Raw genomic sequence first — 18792 nt, 5'->3', positions numbered from 1 at the left:
GTGTCGAAGGATGTGCGCGTCTTCCTGCCGGCTACCTTCGGTATGCTGGCTGAGCTTGAGGAGACCGGCCAGCTCGCTGCCCGCAGTGGTTGGGGTTTTGCGCTAACACCCGCGTTGCGTGAGTTCTATACCGAAGGCGACGAGGAAGAAATTGAGTACTCTGCCTTCCTTGAAGCTTCCATGGCTTCATTGCGCCTGCTGGCTATCGGGGACGAAGAAAAGTTTCCCCACCGACGCGTGGTCATCTCCGTCGACGTGGATGAGTCCGTGGTGACTCCGAAGCCAGACATGGGTGAGCCCGTCGTGGCCCTCAACCCTGCCACGATCACGAAGGCTAACCTGCAGGCTATCCACGTGGATATCGAGGAATCCGAAGCCGCTACGGCCAAGGCTATAGACGCTATCGACAACGCTGACCTCGGAGATGAGGACGCTGAGCTCGCAGTGGGTGATGCTTTGGACAATTTCATGGCATTTTATGACCCCACCGAACTACCCATCCTCGTGGAGCTTCTCTAAGGATCTACTGGGAAATAATCACCGGTGCCTCACGCGTGGTGCTAGTCTAAGCCTCTAACGCCATCGCTTTAGAAGGAGCACCACCATGAAGAGATCCCGTCTTGCTAGCCTTGTCACCGCCGCTGCCCTGAGCACCGCTGCGCTTGTCGCCGCACCAGTTGCCGGCGCAGAGGAGCCTGCAGCACCGATCGCGCAGGTGCACGCGGATCGCAGCAAGCCGGAACCTGGGAACCCAGACCCTGATATGGCCGTGAAGCCCACGACCCCGTGGCTGCGCATCCTGGAAGGTTCATCCCAGGGTCCAGCGGCCGTCATTATCTCCGTCCTCTTCGGCATCATCAGCATTGGCTTCGCCGCCTACAAGGAGTTTGGTGATTACCTGCCCAAGTTGGGCTAATTATTGATAATCTGCGGGGGTAAAACTTTAGCTCGATCGAAAGGTTTCCTCAGTATGTCTTCCTCTCGCCTTCGCCGCGTAGTTGCTGCTTCCAGCTTGTCGGTTGCGGTTCTTGCCGGTGGTGTCGCAGCCCCCACGGCGGGCGCGGTAAGCACCACCATCAAGGATGAGAAGTGCACCATCACCTTGAGCGAGGAGGAAGCCAGCGACCTGAAGAATGCGGAGTCGAAGGCCAATGATGTCGACAGCAGCTTGCTAAAGAATGGCCTTAAGATTTCGCCCAAGGACGCGGAGAAGCGTGCTCGCGCCGTAGAGGACCAGTCGGAAGAGCTCTTCCGTGCACTGGCAGGTTACGAGGCGGAGGTCGAGTTCGGTGATGAGAACGCCGTCAAGCGCGCCAAGAACAACATTGCGGTGGTAAAGGCCTTCCGTGGCATCGCACCGGAGTACATCAAGGCGCTCAACGCCTGTGCGAAGAAGGAAGAGTTCAATAAGAGGGAGGCGAGCGGTGCCAACACCTCCTCCAATATCGATACCGGCGGAGCCGTTATCCTCGGTGTTACCGGCGGCTTGGCCGTGATCCTGATGGTCCTCCGCGCGGCTGGCCCCTTCCTTAAGACCGTCCTGCCGCCGCAGCTGGCAGCAATGCTTCCGCTTTAAAACTAGGCCCCGTTAGGGCGCCTAAGGCCTTTCCTGCGCTAGGAGTAAGGCCCTTAGGCCTTAGGCCCAATCGACGTTGGTGCGCAGGGAAGCCAGCAGGTTGCGAACCGCATCACGGCGGCGTGCAGAAGCTGTCCCTTCCTCTATGCTGAGGTCCAACCCGCATTCGGGGTCCGCGGGTGGCCCGGCATGCGTGCAGCCACGCGGGCAATCCTCAATCGCTTCGGCAAGATCATCGAAGACCTCAATGACGTTTTCCGCATCAATGTGGGCTAGGCCGAAGGAGCGGATGCCTGGGGTATCAATGATCCACCCGCCATGCGGGGTGCTTCCTTCCGCCGGCAGTCGCAGCGCCACCGACTGCGTCGATGTATGGCGGCCTTTGCCCACGGCGGAGACTTCGCCGGTTTCGCGGTTGGCATCCGGGACGAGCCGGTTGACCAAGGTTGATTTACCCACACCGGAGTGGCCGATGAGGGCCGTGACATGTCCATCAATTGCGGCACAGACCTGCTCCAGTCCATCGTCCACGCCAGCTTCCACCACGGTGACATCCAAGTCCGCAAACTCTTGGGCGAACGGAGTGGGGTCGGTGAGGTCGGTCTTCGTCAGGCACAGGACCGGTTGGATATTGCCGGCGAAGGCCGCGATGAGGGCACGCTCCACGAATCCGGAGCGCGGCGGTGGATCCGCCACAGCGCTCACGATCAGCAGGCGGTCCGCATTCGCCACCACGATTCGCTCATAAGCGTCTGTGTCATCCGCGGTGCGCCGAAGGACGGAAGTGCGCTCCGCTAGCTTCACGATGCGCGCGAGGGTGTCCTTCTTACCAGAAGTATCGCCCACGACGCCGACCCGATCACCGACCTCGACGGGCGTGCGGCCCATTTCGCGGGCGCGCATAGCGGTGACGACTGGGCCATCATTATCAAGGGCAACTCCCCAGCGCCCGCGGTCCTTGGTGATGACCATGCCGAACTTGGCATCCTTGTGCTTCGGACGGTCCTTCGTGCGGGGGCGCGACCCTTTGCCCGGCCGGATACGGACATCAGATTCGTCGTAGCTGCTCGCGCGCCTAGCCATGGATCATGGCCTCCCACATCTTGGCGAAGCCGGGCAGAGTCTTGGACGTGGTATCGATGTCCTCGACCTCGACACCGTCGACTGCCAGGCCAATGATGGCGCCAGCGGTGGCCATGCGGTGGTCGGCGTAGGAGTGCCACTGGCCGCCGTGGAGTGGGGCAGGGGTGATGCGGAGGCCGTCGTCAAGCTCAGTGACGTTGCCGCCCAAGCCGTTAATCTCTGTAGCGAGGGCCGCCAGACGGTCCGTCTCATGGCCGCGCAGGTGCGCGATGCCGGTCAGGGTTGACGGCGTTGAGGCCAGAGCACACAGCGCGGCTACGGTCGGGGTGAGCTCGCCGATATCTCCCATATCGAGATCGATGCCGCGCAGGCATGCTAGACCCTCCTGTGGGCCAGTGACCTGCAGGTAGGGATCTTGGCGAGGGGCCTGCGGGACGTACTCAACCTGTGCCCCCATGTGCTCCAGGATGCCGCGGAAAGCATCACCTGGTTGGGTCGTTTCCTCCGGCCAATTCAGAATGTTCACGCTGCCGCCGGCGACTGTCGCTGCAGCCAGGAAGGGCGTGGCGTTAGAGAGATCTGGTTCGATGTACCACTCGCGTCCCTCAATCTTTCCAGGCCGTACGACCCAATTATCCTCGCCCGCGAGCACATGCACGCCGGCCTCACGCAGCATACTAACGGTCATGAGAATATGTGGTTGGGAAGGGACGGTGCCGCCTTCGTGGCGCACGCTGATACCGTTGCGGTAGCGCGCCCCGGCCAGGAGCAAGCCGGAGACGAACTGGGAAGAAGCGGAGGCATCAATGGTGACTTCGGCGCCCTCCGGAATGCCATGGGGCGTGATGCTAAGTGGCAGGCTATCGCCTTCGATGTCGACGCCCAACTCACGCAAGGCCATGGTCATCGTGGACATGGGGCGCTTGCGGGCATAAGGGTCACCGTCGATGACAACGGGCCCATCGGCCAGCGCTGCCACCGGAGGCAAGAAGCGCATGATCGTGCCAGCCAGGCCACAATTGACGGTCGCGCCATGCAGCGTCCCCGGGCTCACGCGCAGGTGCGGTCCCCACTCGGAGATACCTACGCCCATGGCCTTCAAAGCTTCTTTCATCAGGTCAGTATCGCGGGAGACCAGCGGGTTGTAGATGATAGAAGGTGAGTCGGCCAACGCAGCGAGGATGAGGGCGCGGTTGGTCATCGACTTTGACCCGGGAACTTCCTGAGTCCAGGACAACGGGCCGGCGGGTTGGGGAGCACACCAGAAAGCAGACATGTAGTCCATAATAAAGGGCATGTGCGGAAGATTTGTTCTGTTCACCGAGTCCCTACTGGAGGAAGTCGGAGCGTGGGAATCCATTACGGAAGTTCATGCGCCGGAAGGCCTGCCGCCGGCACGCTATAACATTGCTCCGACCCAGCCCATCGCCATCGTGCGGGTTGCGGAGGAGACCGTCCGCGTGGAGCCAGCGCGCTGGGGGCTTATCCCGCACTGGAAGAAGGACCTCGACGGCCCACCGCTGTTTAATGCCCGCGCGGAGACTGTGGCGCAGAAACCTTCCTTCCGGGATGCCTTCAAAGCACAGCGCTGCGTTATCCCGCTGGATGGTTACTACGAGTGGAAAGCCGGTGGGGATAAGAAGGCCAAGAAGCAGCCCTATTATGTGACCGGGCCCGATGGCCTGCTGTGGGCGGCTGGTTTGTGGGCCACGGGGTTGGAGAGGCTCTCGGCCACGATGGTGACCACGGATGCCACGGAGGAGATGGCGTGGCTGCACCACCGCTTGCCCAAGTTTCTAACTGCAGATGAAATCGCGCCCTGGCTGGCGGGGGAGGCGCTGCTGGAGCCGAGCTCTGTGCGCGGCTTTCAGGCACGCCCGGCCGACCCCGCGGTGGGCAACGTGCGCAACGACTACGCAGAGCTTATCGACGAACCACCGGCCACTGCCTTGTTCTAGTGCACGAGAGCTAGTCGGCGAGCACGTCGGCGAAGGAGAGCTCCAGCACGCGGGGGAGATCTTTCGGATTCATCTCAATGTCGAGGCCACGCTTGCCGCCGGAGAAGAAGATGGTATCGAAGAGCAGCGCGGTCGCGTCAACGACAGTGGGCAGGACGTGTTTGTGCCCTAACGGGGAGATGCCGCCGGGGATGTAGCCGGAGGACTTGGAGGCGTCGGCAGGCGCGGCCATTGTGGCCTTGGACGCACCGAAAGCTGCGGCGGCCTTCTTGAGACTGAGCTGGTGTGTGACCGGAAGGACGCAGACGGCGAGTTGGCGTTTGGGGCCTTTGCCGGCGCTCAGATCAATGACGAGGGTTTTGAAGATACGCTCAGGAGTAACGTCGAGGGCCGCAGCGGCTGCCTCGCCGAAGTTTTCGCGACCGCCATCAAAGGTGGAGACGTGGTGGTCAATACCTGCCTCTTCGAGGAGTTTGAGAGCGGGGGTAGCGGCACGCGGGGTCTTCTTGGACATATAAACCACCCTAGTCCTGAGCGCTAGGATGGTCGGTATGGCCACAGAAACGACGAGCGAGACGCTTCAGAAACAGCGGTTGTTTGAGGAGCAAGCCTTGCCCTTGCTGGACCAGCTTTACGGCGGAGCGATGCGTCTGACGCGCAACCCGCAAGACGCGGAGGATTTGATCCAAGAGACCTACCTCAAGGCCTTTAGCAACTTCGATTCCTTCAAACAGGGGACGAACTTGAAGGCGTGGCTGTACCGCATCATGACGAATACCTACATCAACTCCTACCGGAAGGCCAAGCGCCGCCCAGTGGAATCCTCAGCGGACGAGCTTAGTGACTTTCAGCTGTATACCACGTCCGGACATGACTCCACGGGCCTGGAATCAGCGGAGGTCGAAGCGCTCAAGCAGATGCCGGATTCGGAGATTTCCGAGGCCATGAATGACCTGCCGGAGGATTACCGCATGGTGGTGTACTACTCGGATGTGGTGGGTTTGGCCTATAAGGAAATCGCGGAAGTGATGGGCACTCCGTTGGGGACGGTCATGAGCCGCCTTCACCGCGGAAGAAAATTGCTTCGTGCGGCGTTGAAGGACGTAGCACGAGACAAAGGCATTGGTCGCAACCACCCAGAGATGGAGGAGAAGTAATGGAACGCGCAACAGGACGCAATTGCGGTGCGTGTAACTCTCCCGAGGTTGAAGCGCTCTTTCGGGAGCTATTCGATGAATCAACGAGCTATGCGCGAGCACTGGAAATCCGCGAGCACCTCGCGCAGTGCGATACCTGTCAGCAGCGCGTCGAGAGCGAAGAAGTAGTCCGCGCACTCGTGCGCAAATGCTGTGGGGGACAGGTCGCACCTCAGTCACTGCGCCAGCGCATTAGCGTGCAGATTACGCGGACTGAGATTACCTGGGGATAGGGCCTCGAGCGCTTAAAACCGGCTCAGGATATGCAAAAGGGCTCGTTCCCTCCCTCGATTCGTGAGGGGAAGAAACGAGCCCTAAATTACTGACGTTATGCGCCAGGACGCTTGCCGTGGTTAGCGGGCTTCTTACGGCGATCCTTGCGCTTGCGGCCACGCTTGCTCATCGTATGCTCCTTCTGTTAAAGGGAAATGAACTTATTCAACTGTAGCGGCAGGGTATGCCGAGGTGTTAATCGGGGGTGCGCCTACTGTGGGTTTCTTAAGCGGAAACGCGGGCGCGAGCGCGGCTGCGGTTACGGCGCTTGATAGCGCGGCGCTCCTCCTCAGAGAGGCCGCCCCACACGCCGGCATCCTGGCCGGACTCGAGGGCCCACTTGAGGCAAGAGGAAGCGACCGGGCAGCGGTTGCAGACCAGCTTGGCCTTAGCGATCTGGGTGAGTGCAGGGCCGGAATTACCGACAGGGAAGAAGAGCTCCGGGTCTTCGTCGCGGCAAACAGCTTCGTGGCGCCAATCCATGATTGATATCTCCTAACAAATTTTTGACAGCAGTAGTTGAAAGCAGGCGCACCAAGGGCAGTTCACGACAGTGAACTGTTCCGAGTGCTACGGGGTTTAAGTGAACTGGTCTGCGGTCAGTGGGGCCCTGTCTCGAGTTGGGGCCAGCGTCGCCGCCGCCATGGTTCACTTTTGGTTAACTTGGAGTTTTCTCCGAGTTAAGAACTGATTTAACAGCTCGTTGTTTTTGCTACCTGAGAATAATGACACGTTTACTCAAACTCCGCTAGGGATAGAGGCTAAAAAGTGTCCAAAGTCACTAAATAAATTCGGCCAATTCATATGATTGTTATGGGTTGGCTCCTGTAAGAACCCTGTCAGAAACGCTTCCACCTGCGGTGATAAGGGTAAGGTGGTGAGTGTGGTGACCTGGATCGCGTCAAATCCGGGTTCATCCCTCTGCCCCCGAAATTACGGATGGAGGAAGCCGAGGAACACCGCGGCGGAGGAGGATTAGGCTGAAGCATGTGGGTGCGCGCGGGTTATGGCGTGGAGTCGTCCTAAGTACAGGGCTGAGAAGTAGACTAAATCTCCGTGAATAAGAAGCAGAAACAGTCCTCGACCACGCCTGCCCAAACTGAGGGAGGCCGTCCCCCGGGAACGGTGGTAGCGGCTGCCGGCATCGCCGTGCTCCAGTCCATCGTGGTAATTATCTTCGGAATCTTCCTCATCGTCCGTGAGCTAACCGGTGCTGAGAACGACTCCATGGTGTCCGATTCTGGGGCGACGGGCTTCGTCGGCCTAGGGACGGCCATCTTCATTTTTATCGTCTTCGGCTTTGTCATCGTCGCCTCGTGGGCCTTTGTTAAGGGCAAGCGCTGGGGCCGCGGAGCTATCGTGCTCGTGGAGTTTATTTTGGGTGCCATCGCCTTCCAGATGTTCAGCGGAGGCTCAGCAGCGCTCGGCGCCGTGACGCTGGCCAGCGCAGCGTTGGTGCTCTACCTGCTCATGGTGCGCCCTGAGGCAGCGCAATGGGCTGAAAGCCACTTCTAGGCAAGCTGTTTCTTAAACAACTAAGAAGTTAAGAGGCAGTGAGCGCCACGGCGGTGTTTCCACGCTGCTCGATGATGACAGTGCCCGCAAGAGTCAGCGAAATTGGACCGTTATAGCCGTCACGGTCGACGGGAATGCTGTGCTCGGTCTTTCCGGTAGCCCAGTCCACCACGTCGATCCCTTCCTCCGTGGGCACCAGTAACCGCTCGCCGACGGCGATGCCGGTGCCAACTGCCTGCTCCAGAACATGGTCCACTTTGAGCTCGGTTGGGGTAAAGAGATAAAGACGTTCGCCGTCGAACCACGTCATGTGGTGGGGCAGATCAGCGACCGCAGGGGCGAAGGGGGAAGCGGAATTCGTGATGGCCTTCGATGGCTCCACGTCCGTGGAGGAGAGCGTTTCGCCCTCAAAGTTATAGGAGACGATACGTGGCGCATCGCCCGGCAGAAAGACCGCAGCGGCCTCCTGACCGTAGGCAATGAGACGCGCGCCTGGGTTATCAATCTCGATATCCTTGGAGATTTCAGGCGAACGCGCATCCTCTGGTGTGGCGTTTTGGATGCGCAACCACGTGGAGTCTGGAGAATCCGGACAGGATTCGGTGACGGTCATCGTTTCGGTGCGGGTCAGTGCTGAGGAGATGGCGCAGTCTTCGTGGGGCTGGAGGTTCGGTTCTTGCTTGGCTTCGACATCGCCATATTCAACAGTGCGCACCAGGTCAGAGCGCCATAGTTCTACGCGCTCGGCGGAAACGGTCCCCACGCGGTCATTCGACATAATGGGGACCACCTGCTCGGAATTACGGGCGCTGCGGGTATCTGAGTACTGGCCGGACACCGCATCGATGGCTACCACATCGCCGCAGCCATTTCCCACGTCATAGGTGGCAACGACTTTGTTCCACGCCGTGCCGAGCGAACAGAGGTCGGCATCGCGGCGCTGGTAAGTCCAGACCGTATCGCCGGAGGTATCCGAAGCGCGGAGGGTATCGCCGTCATGGGTTATCAGCATCCCCTTCGTGGATATCGCACGGGACTGTCCCGGCACCACAGTGTTGGGGAGGCTGAAGGTTTCAGTGAGGGAGTTGGGGACGGTATCGAGAGTCTGAGTCTTGGCATCAGACGCGGCATCGACAGCGGGAGTGAGCTCCGACTTGTGGATCGGTGCCGTAATCACCGCGCCGCCAATAGCAATGGCACAGACCGCGCTGATCGCGCCCACTGCAAGCCAGTCTGCCTTGGTGGAACGCAAGATGGGAGCCTTCTTCGCAGACTCCGGGCCCTGCTCGGTGCTCATCGGCGTCCTCCTTGGCGGGGCTTGCGCGTGCGGGAACGGGTGCGGCGGGAGGCACGGGCAGATGCCGTGGAGGAACGTGGTGAGCCTCCACGCGGCGACTCCCCGCGTGAGTGAGAGCGCCGCGGTGCACCCAGCACTTTCGTGGGTGGGCCGACGGTGTCAGCAACCGTCTTTGGGATATCGAGGGCTTCCGCAAGCTCCGGGGAGGTGCTGAACCACTGCGGTGGCTCTGGCTGGCCCAAATCGAGCTCATCGTTGATGACTTGCCATTTACCCAGCTCGTCGTAGCCGACGAGAGTGATGGCCGTGCCCGTGTGCCCCGCGCGACCAGTGCGTCCGATGCGGTGGACAAATGTCATCGGGTCATCGGGCACCTGGTAGTTGATGACGTGGGTGACATCGTCAATGTCGATGCCGCGAGCGGCGACGTCTGTGGCCACGAGAATCTCCACGGTGCCTTTCCGGAAGGCATCGAGCGAGCGTTCGCGTGCTTTTTGATCCAAATCGCCGTGGACCGCGCCCACGCGAAAGCCGCGCTGCGCCAGCTCGTCCGCGACGGCGGCGGCCGAGCGTTTCGTACGCGTGAAGATGATGGTGCGTCCGCGGCCTTCTGCCTGCAGGACCTTTCCCAAGACCGCGATCTTATCCATACGGTGTGCCTGGAAGGTGACCTTGCGCGTGGAGGCATGCGTCTGCTGGGCGTCACCAGACTCGGCGCGGATATGGACCGGCTTTTCCAGGAAGGTACGTGCCAAGGTCACGATGGGCCCAGGCATGGTGGCGGAAAAGAGCATGGTCTGGTGTGGGTTGCCGTGCAGGAGCGAGAGGATCTTCTCGATATCCGGCAAGAAGCCCAAGTCCAGCATCTCGTCGGCTTCATCCAGAACTAAAACGCTGACGTGGTCGAAAGAGAGATGCTTCTTCTGGCAGAGATCGAGCAGACGGCCTGGGGTGCCGACGACGACGTCCGCACCAGACTCAATCTCCTTGATCTGTTCTTCATAGGGGCGCCCGCCACACAGAGTGACCACTCTGAGCGGAAGGTTTGCGGCGGCGAGCTCCAGGTCCCCGCTGACCTGGATGGCCAGCTCGCGCGTCGGTGCAATGACCAGTGCGCGGGGAGTGCCGTCGAGTTCCGGGATGTCGGCGTCATCGAACACGCGATCCAGCAGCGGGACACCGAAGCCATAGGTCTTACCCATGCCGGTGCGCGCTTGGCCGATGAGGTCCTGGCCATTCAAAGCGATGGGCAGGGTGAGCTCCTGGATGGCAAAGGTGTGCGTAATCCCGTTGTCAGCGAGGGCATCGCAGATCTCTACAGCGACGCCGAGTTCGGCAAAGGTAGGGGATTCGCGGGATGATTTCGGGGCAAGCACACCTTGATAGTAGAGGACGTGGCTATAGTGGGGCCATTAGAGCGCCGGGGCGCAGTTCTCACGGCACCGATTAAAGAACACGATTTAAGGGAGATACACCACATGGATATCAAGTTTGGTTTTGCCGATACCGCCCGTGAGCTGGTTATTCACGCGGAAGGTGAGCGCGAAGAACTGACCCAGACCATCAACAACGCCTTGGCAGACAACTCCACCCTCGAATTGAAGGACACCAAGGGCCGCTCCTACATCGTGCGCACTGAGCGAGTTGTTTACGTAGAGATCGGCACTGCGCGCGCACACACCGTCGGATTTGCGGGCTAAGTACGCGCGCGCTGGCTCAGCGGGTAGCCTAAATGGCCATGGAGAATCCCGCGGATTTTAAGCAGCACCCACAGCGCCTTTCAGCGGTGGAGCGCTTCGCGCGCGAGTACGGCTGGTGGCGCGTGGTGGCGATCCCCGTCATGGTCGTCATCACTGTGTGGGTGCTGGTTGATGTTTTCCGCTCGCCCGCCCAGGAGGCGGAGGTGACGGCGGCAGGGGAGACGTCGGCAAGCAGCACAGCCGTATCCGCCTCCTCGCGTAAGGGGCCGGATCCCGCCAATGCCAGCGCGGTGGCTGCCGCCAAGGATGGTTTGCCCGCCGGCGGTGACTTCACCGAGCAAGGTGAGGAAACCTACCGCGATGCAGGGCCGTCCACCATGCACGCGGGCAAGGGCGGGAAGCAAACCATCCGCTTTTCCGTTGAGATTGAAAACGGCATCGACACCTCCGTATATGGTGGGGACGGTGCTGTCGTTGCGCTTGTTGACGCCACTCTGGCCGACCCTCGCGGGTGGACGGCCAACGGTGACTTTGAATTCATCCACGTCAAAGCCGATGACAACCCTGATACGCACATCCGTCTGACGTCCTTGGGAACCACGGCGAAGTTGTGCGGCGCGCAGTTGGAATCAGAAACCTCCTGTCACACGACCATTACGGGGGAGTCCGCGGTCAACCTCAACGAGTCTCGGTGGGTGCGTGGCGCGACGCCCTTTGAAGGAGACTTGGGCAACTACCGTCAGTACCTGATCAACCATGAGTTTGGCCATGCTATCGGTTTTGCGGCCCATCAACCCTGCGGCGGGGACGGTAAACTCGCGCCGGTCATGATGCAGCAAACGCTGAGCTTGAACAACGCCAAGCTTTTTGAGAAGGAACCCAACGAGGTTTATCCGGACGAGGATGTCACGTGCGAGCCGAACCCGTGGCCCTACCCGAACCCGGCTAATTCTGATCACGCTAAGCCCGAGTAGGTCGCCCCAAACCTAAGGATTGTTTTCCCATGCCATTGCCACCTGAGCCCGTTCTTGCCGCTTTCAACGCCGAGTTTCACCCGCGCCGAACACAGGGTGAGCTTGTGGGCCCTGCGTGGGATAACGGGATCCGCGTGGGCGATATTGTCTTCGCCGAGGCTCGGCCGTGGACTGGCTGGTCCGCCAAGGTCCGCGAGAAGCTCAGCCTGCCGGGAGCACGTATTGCCCGGCCGGTGCTGACGGCGGATGGGCGCTACACTGCTGCCGGGTGGAAAGCCACGCAGTTCGTGGAGGGGCAGTTGCGGGGGCGCATCGATGAGACTGCGCAGATGGCACTGCGCCTTGATGAAGCGCTCGAGTTGGCGCCGTTGCCGACGGTGGACCGGCGCGATGATGTGTTCGCACGGGCAGAACGGGCAGCGTGGGAGGAGAGCGGCGAGGCCTATTCCGATGCTGAGCTTGCGCAGCTCCCACTTGTCACCGCCCACATGGACGTGCTGGGTACCACGGTTTTCTCTGGGGCGAACCCGCCAGCGCTGACCGATATCGTACCTTCCGCGGCACCGCGCCCGGTTGGCTGGTCCGCCGCGCTGGTCATGGTGGATGGCCTCATCGCAGGCGCAGTGGATGATGATATTTCTGCCCGCTTTGCGTCGGTTCCCGGCATACAGCAGCTGCTCTTGCGTGCAGTGGCGTATCGCCGTTACGTCAATAGCCTGCACCCGCGCTCCAAAGCGACCGTGCGTTCGAATATTGAGAGGGTCGAAGAGGCCCTCGTGTCCGCAGCATCTGACACACTATAGGGCGTGAAGTACAGCAGCGAATCCCCCACACGTACCGGCGTCACGCTTCCTCCCTCGCCGGAAGTCCGCCTCATTCCCCGATGCCGCCGCGCCACGTCGCGCGAGTGGGATGTTCCTTTGCCACAGCAAGGTACCTGGCGGGTGCTGGGTGCGGCGGGATCAGGGGTGTCGAGCCTGCTGATCGACGTTGTCTTGGCCCAGCTCAATGCTGGAGCCGATGCCTCCGGCATCCTCGTCGTCGCCCCATCCAAGGAATCCGGCTCGTTGCTGCGCCGGGAGTTAGCAGAAAACCTCGATGACTACGCCGCACAGACTTCGATGGTGCGCTCGGTGCACTCATTGGCTTTTGCGCTTCTGCGCCACAGTAGCGAGGAGGAGCTGCGTCTCATCACTGGTGCGGAACAGGATGCAGTGATCCGTGAGCTGCTGCAGGGCCATGCGGCCGATCGCCGGGGCGCGTGGCCAGAGGAGATGCGCCCGGCCCTGGAGTATGTGGGCTTTGCGCGCCAATTGCGTGATTTGTTGCTGCGTGCCATCGAACGGGGGCTGGGACCGACGGACTTGGAGGAGCTGGGACAACGCTACGGCCGGCCCATGTGGGTTGCTGCCGGAGACTTCCTGCGCGAGTATGAGCGCACTCAGGCGCTGGCGGGTTCGCATTCCTATTCCGCTGCGGAGCTGGTCAGCCAAGTGCTTTTGCGCCCAGAGCTGTTGCGCGAGCACCCGTGGCACACCATCGTGGTCGATGACGCGCAGTTGCTGGACCCGACCTCCGGCCAGCTGATCGCGGAGCTGGCGAAAACTGCACGCCTCACCGTGATCGGCGGTGACCCCGACCAAGCGGTTTTCGCCTTCCGTGGTGCTAATTCGGAATTCCTCACCACCTGGAAAGCAGAGAACGAACTTCGCCTGAGTTCTACGTACCGCAGGCCGTCCCCGGCGTGCGTGAGCGTCGTGGATTCCGGCGGCACCTTGCGTGATGTCCTGGCCAATACGGTTCGCCGCCGGCACTTAGAAGACGGCGTGGACTGGCGTGATATCGCAGTGATCGTGCGCTCTACCGGGGATATTGGATCTGCCCGTCGCACGCTGCTTTCTGCTGGCGTGCCGGTGCACATCAACCCCACGGACGTGGTGCTCGCTGAGCAGCGCTTGGTCAAAGCAGTACTTCTGGCTTTGCGTGCTCTGGAAAATGAGCTTGAGCCCGTGGAACTCGAGGACCTGATTACCGGTCCCGTGGGCGGCGCTGATCCGGTGACGCTGCGGAGGCTCATCCGCGGCCTGCGCCGTTGGAAGCCGGAGCAGCGCGGAATGAATACACTGCGGGAGTTGCTGGACGGTGAATTGCCGGACTTCAATAACCTCCTCACCGAGCGCGAGGAAGCGATTTTGGCGCGTATTCGCGGGGTGCTGTCTGCCGGGCGCGTGGCCTTGCAGCAAGGCGCTGCCGTTGAGGAAGTCCTGTGGGAAGTGTGGCAAGCCACCGGTTTGGATACGCGCCTGCAGGCAGCAGCCCTGCGCGGCGGTGCCGCGGGTTCGCAGGCGGACCGTGACTTGGACGCGATGATGGCCTTGTTCGACGCCGCCGGCGATTACGCCGAGCGTCGTCCGGCGGCGTCGTTGGAGTCCTTCATTCTGCACATCACGGAGCAAGAACTGCCCACCGGCGTGCGGGATCGCCGCTCGGCCTTGCCCAATGCAGTAGAAATCCTCACCGCGCACGGCGCAGTGGGGCGCGAGTGGGACACCGTCATCGTGGCGGGCGTTCAGGAAGGAACATGGCCCTCGGTAGGGGAGACCGGATCTCTTTTTGGGCAAGAAGATCTCATCGATGTGCTGGATCGCGGCATCACTCCCGGCACCCCAGTCAGCCACGTGTCGGGGCGCTTGGCGGAGGAGCGCCGTCTCTTCCACGTGGCCACTACCCGTCACCGGCAACGGCTGCTCATCGTGGCGGTGGACTCACCGGAGAGCGATGTCGTGGAAGAACCCTCGCGTTTCATCGACGAGTTCCTTTCCGCTCGCGGCGTTGATGTTCCCGGCGCACAAGCGCGCCGGGAGGCGGGCAAGCGCCTCGCACGCCAGGCCTGGCCACGTGAGTTGGGCCTCGAGGTGCCGGAGCCGAATCCGGTGACGCTGCCCAGTGCTGCTAGTGGGGAGGAAGAGCTCGATCCTCTCGATGTCTCCGTACTCTCGGTGCCCGCGTTTGTGGCGCAACTGCGCCGTTGTGCAACTGATCCGGAGACCAATGAGGCGGAACGTTCCCAGGCGGTCCGGCAGTTGGCCCGTTTGGCGGAGGCTGGGGTCCCTGGGGCGCATCCGGATCAGTGGTGGGCCGCGCGCGGCGTGGCTTCGGAATTGCCGCTGCGTGGTTCGAGCACGGTGTCGCCATCCCGGGTCGATGCCTTGCTCACGTGTCCGCTCAACGCGGTGCTCGGGCAGCTCGTGGAGGATGATTCTGCGAACATCAACCTGCTACGTGGTAATTTGGCGCATGCTTTCCTGGAAGCGCTGGGGCGCGGTGCTGCCGCCGAGCCTGCGAAGCGGCTAGTGCTCGATGCCTTCGATGCGCTTGTGGAGGGGCCAGCGTGGCACCGTGAGGCTGAGCGTGTGGACTTTGAGCGCCTTATCGACCGCACTCATAGTTGGGTGCTCTCGAGCTCTACATCACTTGAACCCGTTGGCGTTGAGGTCCCCGTCAACGTGGACATCGGCTCCGATGTCACCATTCGCGGGTTCATTGACCGGTTGGCGAAGGCCGGGGAAGACTATGTCGTGGTGGATCTCAAGACGGGGACAAAAGTCCCGTCGGCGGCCCGCGCCCAAGACAATACCCAGCTCATGACATATCAGTTGGCGCTAGCACACGGCGCGCTTGTTACAGCACCCCCGGGGCCTGGCGGCGAGTCGCAGGCTGTGTCTATCCGGACCGGTGATGGCCTGCCGCGTGGCGGAGGTGTTCTGGTGTATCCGCGCTCCAGTACTGCCGCCGTGTCCACCCGGGAGCAAGCCACCAAGCCTCCTGAAGAGCTCGAAGAATTTGCGCAGTCGCTGCCCGCACTCGTGGCTGAGCTGCGTGGTCCGGACCTGACCGCACGTGAAAACGCTGATTGTGATCGCTGCCGGATCCGCTCTATCTGCCCTGTGATGAACGAAGGAGGTCTGGTGACCGATGCCTAAGAATCCCGCTCAACACTTCAGCCCTGAGGAGCTGGCTGCCGCGCTGGGCAAGCCCTTTCCGCCCACCCCGGAACAGGCCGCCGTTATTGATGGCCCGCTTGGACCGAAGCTCGTCGTGGCCGGCGCAGGCGCTGGTAAGACGGAGACGATGGCCTCGCGTGTTGTATCGCTCGTGGCCAATGGGCTCGTGCGGCCTGAGCAAGTCCTTGGCCTAACCTTTACCCGCAAGGCAGCCCAGCAACTAGAGCAACGCATCCGCCGCCAGCTGCTAACCCTGCGTTCCTCTGGAATCCTTGCCCCGGGCAGCCCAGCGGCAGAAGCAGTGGAAAATATCGCGCCAAACGTGTCCACCTATGACTCTTATGCGGGTGATCTTGTCCGCGAGTATGGCCTGCTCATGCCGGTCGAGCCGAATGCCCGCATCATCACCGAGGCGGAACGCTATGCCATCGCCCACGAGGTGGTCAGCAATTACTCGGGTTCGCTCAGCACAGATAATGCGGTGTCCACGGTCACCGCTACCTTGCTCAAGCTCGCGGAAACGATGGACGGAGAGCTTAAGAATCCGCAGGATCTCTATGAGCACGAGGACATCTTCCGCAAGACCGCTGAGGACCTAGAAAAGAGCAAGAGGACCAAAGGCGAGTTCGGCAAGGACTTGCAGAAATACCTGGATACCCAACGCCTGCGCCTGGAGTACCTGCCCTTGGTGGAAGCTCTCAAGAAGGAACAAGCGGAGCGCGGGGTCATCACTTTCGGTGAGCAGATGTCCATCGCCGCCACGCTGGCCAAGAACTTCCCGCTCTTAGGCGAGCAACAAAGCGCGCGCTACCGCGTCATCATGCTGGATGAGTACCAAGACACCTCCCATGCGCAGCGCATCTTGCTGCGCTCGCTCTTCGGTGGCGAGCGTGAGGGTCTATCAGTTACTGCGGTGGGTGACCCCATGCAGTCCATCTATGGCTGGCGTGGCGCGACGGCGGAAAACCTGGAAGCTTTTGTCACGGACTTTCCGCAGCCGGACGGCACCCCGGCCCCGAAGGATCAACTCACCACCTCCTGGCGTAATCCCTCGACGGTACTCAGCTTGGCTAATGACGTGGCGTCGAAGCTCTTCTCCTCAAGCCCCGGCGAGCGCCCAGTAGATGAGCTGTCGCCCAAGCCCACCGCGCCGGCCGGCAAGGTAGAGCTGGGCTATTTCGCTTCTGAGGACGAGGAGCGCGCTTTCATCGCTGAGCATCTCCGCCAGCTCTATGAGTCCACGCCGGAAGGCGAGGATTTCAATGCCGCCGTACTCGTGCGCACCAATAAGCAATCGCCGTTGATCGCCGCTGCCTTGGATGAGGTCGGTGTGCCCAACGAGATCTTCGGCCTCGGTGGACTTCTCTGGCAGCCGGAGATCCAAGATCTTGTGGCGGTAGCCACGCTTTTGGTGCGTCCACAAGACACCGCCGCGGCGCTGCGTGTGCTGACCGGACCGATGTGCGGTCTGGGCATCGCCGATATCCAGGCGCTGCATTCGCGTCAGCGTAATCTCGCCGGCGCCACCGAAGGCCGCACGCGGTGGGAAGGCGGTGATCCCCTGGCGCACCTAGCCGCCCAGGTTGAGGAGATTACCGCGGAGGGGCCGGACCAGATGCTGGGGCTTGCCGACGCCCTCGCAGACCTCGGCGAACGCGATCGCTACAGCACCGAAGGCTTGGAGCGCATGGAGGAGGTCTCCTCTAAGCTGCGCTACCTCCGTACCTATTCTTTGGGCAAGACTCTCAACGACATCGTGGCCGATATTGAGCTTCTCTTCGGCTTGCGCACCGAAGTCCTCGCCTCAGGCAAGCCGGGCGGGGCAACGCACCTCGACGCCTTCGCCGACTTTGTCGCGGGCTTCCACGGTGATGGCTTGGCTGGCCTTTTGGACTATCTTGAGTTGGCTAAGGAGAAGGAAGACGGGCTCGAGCTGGGAGAGGTCCCGCTTGTGCGCAACCGCGTGCAGATCATGACGGTGCACAAGGCCAAGGGCTTGGAATGGGAACACGTCTGCGTGGCGCATGCGGATTCCTCGAGCTACAAGGCGCAGGCGGAGACCTTCCTGACCAAGATCGAAAAGGCCCCAGGTGACGAGGACGTCATCGATGTGCCCGAGGATGCGGTGACGCGCTCTGACTTTGATAAGGCGTGCACGGCTTTCAAAGAACAGAACCGCGAGTTCCAAGCAGAGGAAGCGGCGCGTCTTTTCTACGTGTCCATGACCCGCACCGAGTCCACGCTGACGGTGACTGGTTCCGGCACGAATAGACTCAAGGGAAAGAGCAAGAAGGGCCCCTATTCCTACCTGCAGTTATTAGCGGATAAGCATCCGGAGCTGATTGTCCATTGGGATATCCCCGACATCCCTGTGGAAGAGGAGGAAGGAGGTGCAGTTGAGGCCTCTTTCCCTTCTTTGAACCCGCAGTCGGAAGCGCTGCAGGCAGCAGAGGCGGTACGCGCGGCAATGGAGAACCTCCCTCCGCTGCGCGATGGCGAAGTCTTCGGTCTCTGGGAACAAGAGGCGAGCGCGCTCATTGAAGAGCACAAAGCGCTGCAGGCCCCGGTGGTCGATGTAGAACTACCCGGCGAGCTGACGGCCTCTGACATGGTGGCCATGTCGGCAGACCCCACCCAATTCGCACGCCGCCAGCGCCGCCCCATCCCCTTCAAACCTAATTCCTACGCCAAGCGCGGCACTGCTTTCCACGCGTGGCTGGAGGATCGTTTCGGCGCGCCTGCCTTGCTGGGGGAGGATGAGCTGCCCGGTTCTCATGATGAACCGGACCACGACTTGGAGTCCCTCAAGGAGTCCTTCCTAGCTTCGGAGTGGGCACAGCGCACGCCGGCTTTCGTAGAGGCCCCTTTCGAGATCACCATTGGCGATTCCGTCGTCCGCGGCCGCATGGATGCGGTATTCCAACAGCCGGATGGCTCGTGGCTCATCGTGGACTGGAAGACTGGCCGCCGCCCCCAGGGTGCTGCTCTGTACTCGGCGCAGATTCAGCTCGCCGTCTACGCGGAGGCATGGCGGCGCATCCATGGCGTGGAGACTGTCCGCGCGGCTTTCTTCTACGTGCATGAGAACTATCTTTTGGAGCCGGAGGACTTGCCCACCGGGCCACGGTTGGCTGAGCTTTTAAGCTCTGCAGTTTCCACGCCACCAGGGTTGAGTCTAAGGTAGTCTCACGAGGAAATCCGCATCATCTAGGGAGG

The 18792-nt window shown here is 61.4% G+C and carries 19 protein-coding genes; 12 read left to right on the top strand and 7 right to left on the bottom strand.

Annotation, left to right across the window (positions count from 1 at the left end):
* Nucleotides 1-12 precede the first annotated feature (12 nt).
* The 3 genes from HMPREF3147_RS06480 to HMPREF3147_RS06470 all read left to right on the top strand — a co-directional run bounded on the left by HMPREF3147_RS06480 (nucleotide 13) and on the right by HMPREF3147_RS06470 (nucleotide 1576).
* Nucleotides 13-519: a DUF6912 family protein gene (locus HMPREF3147_RS06480; RefSeq protein WP_201829629.1), complete on the top strand. Its 507-nt coding sequence runs from the start codon at nucleotides 13-15 to the stop codon at nucleotides 517-519.
* A gap of 85 nt (nucleotides 520-604) precedes the next feature.
* Nucleotides 605-916: a hypothetical protein gene (locus HMPREF3147_RS06475; RefSeq protein WP_070446152.1), complete on the top strand. Its 312-nt coding sequence runs from the start codon at nucleotides 605-607 to the stop codon at nucleotides 914-916.
* A gap of 54 nt (nucleotides 917-970) precedes the next feature.
* Complete coding sequence (locus HMPREF3147_RS06470) at nucleotides 971-1576, top strand: hypothetical protein (protein WP_070446149.1); 606 nt, start codon at nucleotides 971-973, stop codon at nucleotides 1574-1576.
* A gap of 60 nt (nucleotides 1577-1636) precedes the next feature.
* On the opposite strand, the gene rsgA is transcribed toward HMPREF3147_RS06470, so the two are convergent.
* Together rsgA and aroA are read right to left on the bottom strand one after the other, a co-directional pair.
* A complete protein-coding gene (gene rsgA / locus HMPREF3147_RS06465) occupies nucleotides 1637-2659 on the bottom strand; it encodes a ribosome small subunit-dependent GTPase A (protein WP_070446147.1) in 1023 nt (340 codons plus the stop codon).
* The gene (gene aroA / locus HMPREF3147_RS06460) at nucleotides 2652-3956 is read right to left on the bottom strand and encodes a 3-phosphoshikimate 1-carboxyvinyltransferase (protein ID WP_070446145.1); all 1305 of its coding nucleotides are present in this window, start codon (nucleotides 3954-3956) and stop codon (nucleotides 2652-2654) included. Before aroA ends, rsgA begins: the two co-directional genes overlap by 8 nt.
* On the opposite strand from aroA, the gene HMPREF3147_RS06455 reads away from it, so the two are divergent.
* Nucleotides 3955-4617 (top strand): SOS response-associated peptidase, encoded by a 663-nt coding sequence (locus HMPREF3147_RS06455; RefSeq protein ID WP_070446142.1) that lies wholly within the window; start codon nucleotides 3955-3957, stop codon nucleotides 4615-4617. The genes aroA and HMPREF3147_RS06455 overlap by 2 nt on opposite strands.
* Before the next feature lie 10 nt (nucleotides 4618-4627).
* Here HMPREF3147_RS06455 and ybaK read toward each other — a convergent pair whose 3' ends face one another.
* A complete protein-coding gene (gene ybaK, locus HMPREF3147_RS06450; RefSeq protein ID WP_070446140.1) occupies nucleotides 4628-5131 on the bottom strand; it encodes a Cys-tRNA(Pro) deacylase in 504 nt (167 codons plus the stop codon).
* A gap of 37 nt (nucleotides 5132-5168) precedes the next feature.
* Between ybaK and HMPREF3147_RS06445 the strand changes: the two genes are divergently transcribed.
* Complete coding sequence (locus tag HMPREF3147_RS06445; protein WP_070446138.1) at nucleotides 5169-5774, top strand: sigma-70 family RNA polymerase sigma factor; 606 nt, start codon at nucleotides 5169-5171, stop codon at nucleotides 5772-5774.
* Nucleotides 5774-6046 (top strand): mycothiol system anti-sigma-R factor, encoded by a 273-nt coding sequence (rsrA, locus tag HMPREF3147_RS06440; protein WP_070446136.1) that lies wholly within the window; start codon nucleotides 5774-5776, stop codon nucleotides 6044-6046. Before HMPREF3147_RS06445 ends, rsrA begins: the two co-directional genes overlap by 1 nt.
* Nucleotides 6047-6141: 95 nt before the next feature.
* Here the strand turns inward: rsrA and HMPREF3147_RS13130 are convergent, their stop codons facing one another.
* The gene (locus tag HMPREF3147_RS13130; RefSeq protein ID WP_371325741.1) at nucleotides 6142-6216 is read right to left on the bottom strand and encodes a 50S ribosomal protein bL37; all 75 of its coding nucleotides are present in this window, start codon (nucleotides 6214-6216) and stop codon (nucleotides 6142-6144) included.
* Between the two features lie 95 nt (nucleotides 6217-6311).
* Nucleotides 6312-6569, bottom strand: a complete 258-nt coding sequence (locus HMPREF3147_RS06435) for a WhiB family transcriptional regulator (RefSeq protein WP_042529827.1) — start codon at nucleotides 6567-6569, stop codon at nucleotides 6312-6314.
* A gap of 573 nt (nucleotides 6570-7142) precedes the next feature.
* On the opposite strand from HMPREF3147_RS06435, the gene HMPREF3147_RS06430 reads away from it, so the two are divergent.
* Nucleotides 7143-7601 (top strand): hypothetical protein, encoded by a 459-nt coding sequence (locus HMPREF3147_RS06430; RefSeq protein WP_070446134.1) that lies wholly within the window; start codon nucleotides 7143-7145, stop codon nucleotides 7599-7601.
* Between the two features lie 28 nt (nucleotides 7602-7629).
* Here the strand turns inward: HMPREF3147_RS06430 and HMPREF3147_RS06425 are convergent, their stop codons facing one another.
* Both HMPREF3147_RS06425 and HMPREF3147_RS06420 read right to left on the bottom strand, forming a co-directional pair.
* Nucleotides 7630-8898, bottom strand: coding sequence for an Rv3212 family protein (locus tag HMPREF3147_RS06425; RefSeq protein WP_070446132.1), 1269 nt, complete (start codon nucleotides 8896-8898; stop codon nucleotides 7630-7632).
* Entirely contained in the window at nucleotides 8895-10274 is a 1380-nt protein-coding gene (locus tag HMPREF3147_RS06420) for a DEAD/DEAH box helicase (RefSeq protein ID WP_070446130.1), read from the bottom strand. The genes HMPREF3147_RS06425 and HMPREF3147_RS06420 overlap by 4 nt, the downstream gene beginning before the upstream one ends.
* Nucleotides 10275-10376: 102 nt before the next feature.
* Between HMPREF3147_RS06420 and HMPREF3147_RS06415 the strand changes: the two genes are divergently transcribed.
* Genes HMPREF3147_RS06415 through HMPREF3147_RS06395 form a run of 5 tightly spaced genes read left to right on the top strand, consistent with a single transcriptional unit; the run spans nucleotide 10377 to nucleotide 18760 of the window.
* Nucleotides 10377-10598 carry a DUF3107 domain-containing protein gene (locus tag HMPREF3147_RS06415; protein ID WP_012714903.1) on the top strand — a complete coding sequence of 74 codons (222 nt, stop codon included), beginning with the start codon at nucleotides 10377-10379 and terminating at the stop codon, nucleotides 10596-10598.
* A 32-nt stretch (nucleotides 10599-10630) separates the two neighbouring features.
* Entirely contained in the window at nucleotides 10631-11572 is a 942-nt protein-coding gene (locus tag HMPREF3147_RS06410) for a DUF3152 domain-containing protein (RefSeq protein ID WP_070446128.1), read from the top strand.
* A gap of 29 nt (nucleotides 11573-11601) precedes the next feature.
* Complete coding sequence (locus HMPREF3147_RS06405) at nucleotides 11602-12375, top strand: hypothetical protein (RefSeq protein WP_070446126.1); 774 nt, start codon at nucleotides 11602-11604, stop codon at nucleotides 12373-12375.
* 3 nt (nucleotides 12376-12378) lie between these two features.
* Nucleotides 12379-15555, top strand: coding sequence for an ATP-dependent helicase (locus tag HMPREF3147_RS06400; RefSeq protein ID WP_371325736.1), 3177 nt, complete (start codon nucleotides 12379-12381; stop codon nucleotides 15553-15555).
* Nucleotides 15548-18760 (top strand): ATP-dependent helicase, encoded by a 3213-nt coding sequence (locus HMPREF3147_RS06395; protein ID WP_070446122.1) that lies wholly within the window; start codon nucleotides 15548-15550, stop codon nucleotides 18758-18760. Before HMPREF3147_RS06400 ends, HMPREF3147_RS06395 begins: the two co-directional genes overlap by 8 nt.
* The last annotated feature ends 32 nt before the right edge of the window (nucleotides 18761-18792 follow it).

This window comes from Corynebacterium sp. HMSC05D03 (assembly GCF_001807205.1).
Lineage (GTDB): Bacteria > Actinomycetota > Actinomycetes > Mycobacteriales > Mycobacteriaceae > Corynebacterium > Corynebacterium aurimucosum.
This window is presented reverse-complemented; position numbering and strand designations above follow the sequence as displayed.

Coding starts and splice junctions, on each gene's coding strand:
- rsrA (WP_070446136.1), top strand. CDS start 5,774: ATGGAACGCGCAACAGGACGCAATTGCGGTGCGTGTAACTCTCCCGAG.
- HMPREF3147_RS06455 (WP_070446142.1), top strand. CDS start 3,955: ATGTGCGGAAGATTTGTTCTGTTCACCGAGTCCCTACTGGAGGAAGTC.
- HMPREF3147_RS06395 (WP_070446122.1), top strand. CDS start 15,548: ATGCCTAAGAATCCCGCTCAACACTTCAGCCCTGAGGAGCTGGCTGCC.
- rsgA (WP_070446147.1), bottom strand. CDS start 2,659: ATGGCTAGGCGCGCGAGCAGCTACGACGAATCTGATGTCCGTATCCGG.
- HMPREF3147_RS06470 (WP_070446149.1), top strand. CDS start 971: ATGTCTTCCTCTCGCCTTCGCCGCGTAGTTGCTGCTTCCAGCTTGTCG.
- HMPREF3147_RS06405 (WP_070446126.1), top strand. CDS start 11,602: ATGCCATTGCCACCTGAGCCCGTTCTTGCCGCTTTCAACGCCGAGTTT.
- HMPREF3147_RS06475 (WP_070446152.1), top strand. CDS start 605: ATGAAGAGATCCCGTCTTGCTAGCCTTGTCACCGCCGCTGCCCTGAGC.
- HMPREF3147_RS06415 (WP_012714903.1), top strand. CDS start 10,377: ATGGATATCAAGTTTGGTTTTGCCGATACCGCCCGTGAGCTGGTTATT.
- ybaK (WP_070446140.1), bottom strand. CDS start 5,131: ATGTCCAAGAAGACCCCGCGTGCCGCTACCCCCGCTCTCAAACTCCTC.
- HMPREF3147_RS06445 (WP_070446138.1), top strand. CDS start 5,169: ATGGCCACAGAAACGACGAGCGAGACGCTTCAGAAACAGCGGTTGTTT.
- HMPREF3147_RS06435 (WP_042529827.1), bottom strand. CDS start 6,569: ATGGATTGGCGCCACGAAGCTGTTTGCCGCGACGAAGACCCGGAGCTC.
- aroA (WP_070446145.1), bottom strand. CDS start 3,956: ATGCCCTTTATTATGGACTACATGTCTGCTTTCTGGTGTGCTCCCCAA.
- HMPREF3147_RS06410 (WP_070446128.1), top strand. CDS start 10,631: ATGGCCATGGAGAATCCCGCGGATTTTAAGCAGCACCCACAGCGCCTT.
- HMPREF3147_RS06425 (WP_070446132.1), bottom strand. CDS start 8,898: ATGAGCACCGAGCAGGGCCCGGAGTCTGCGAAGAAGGCTCCCATCTTG.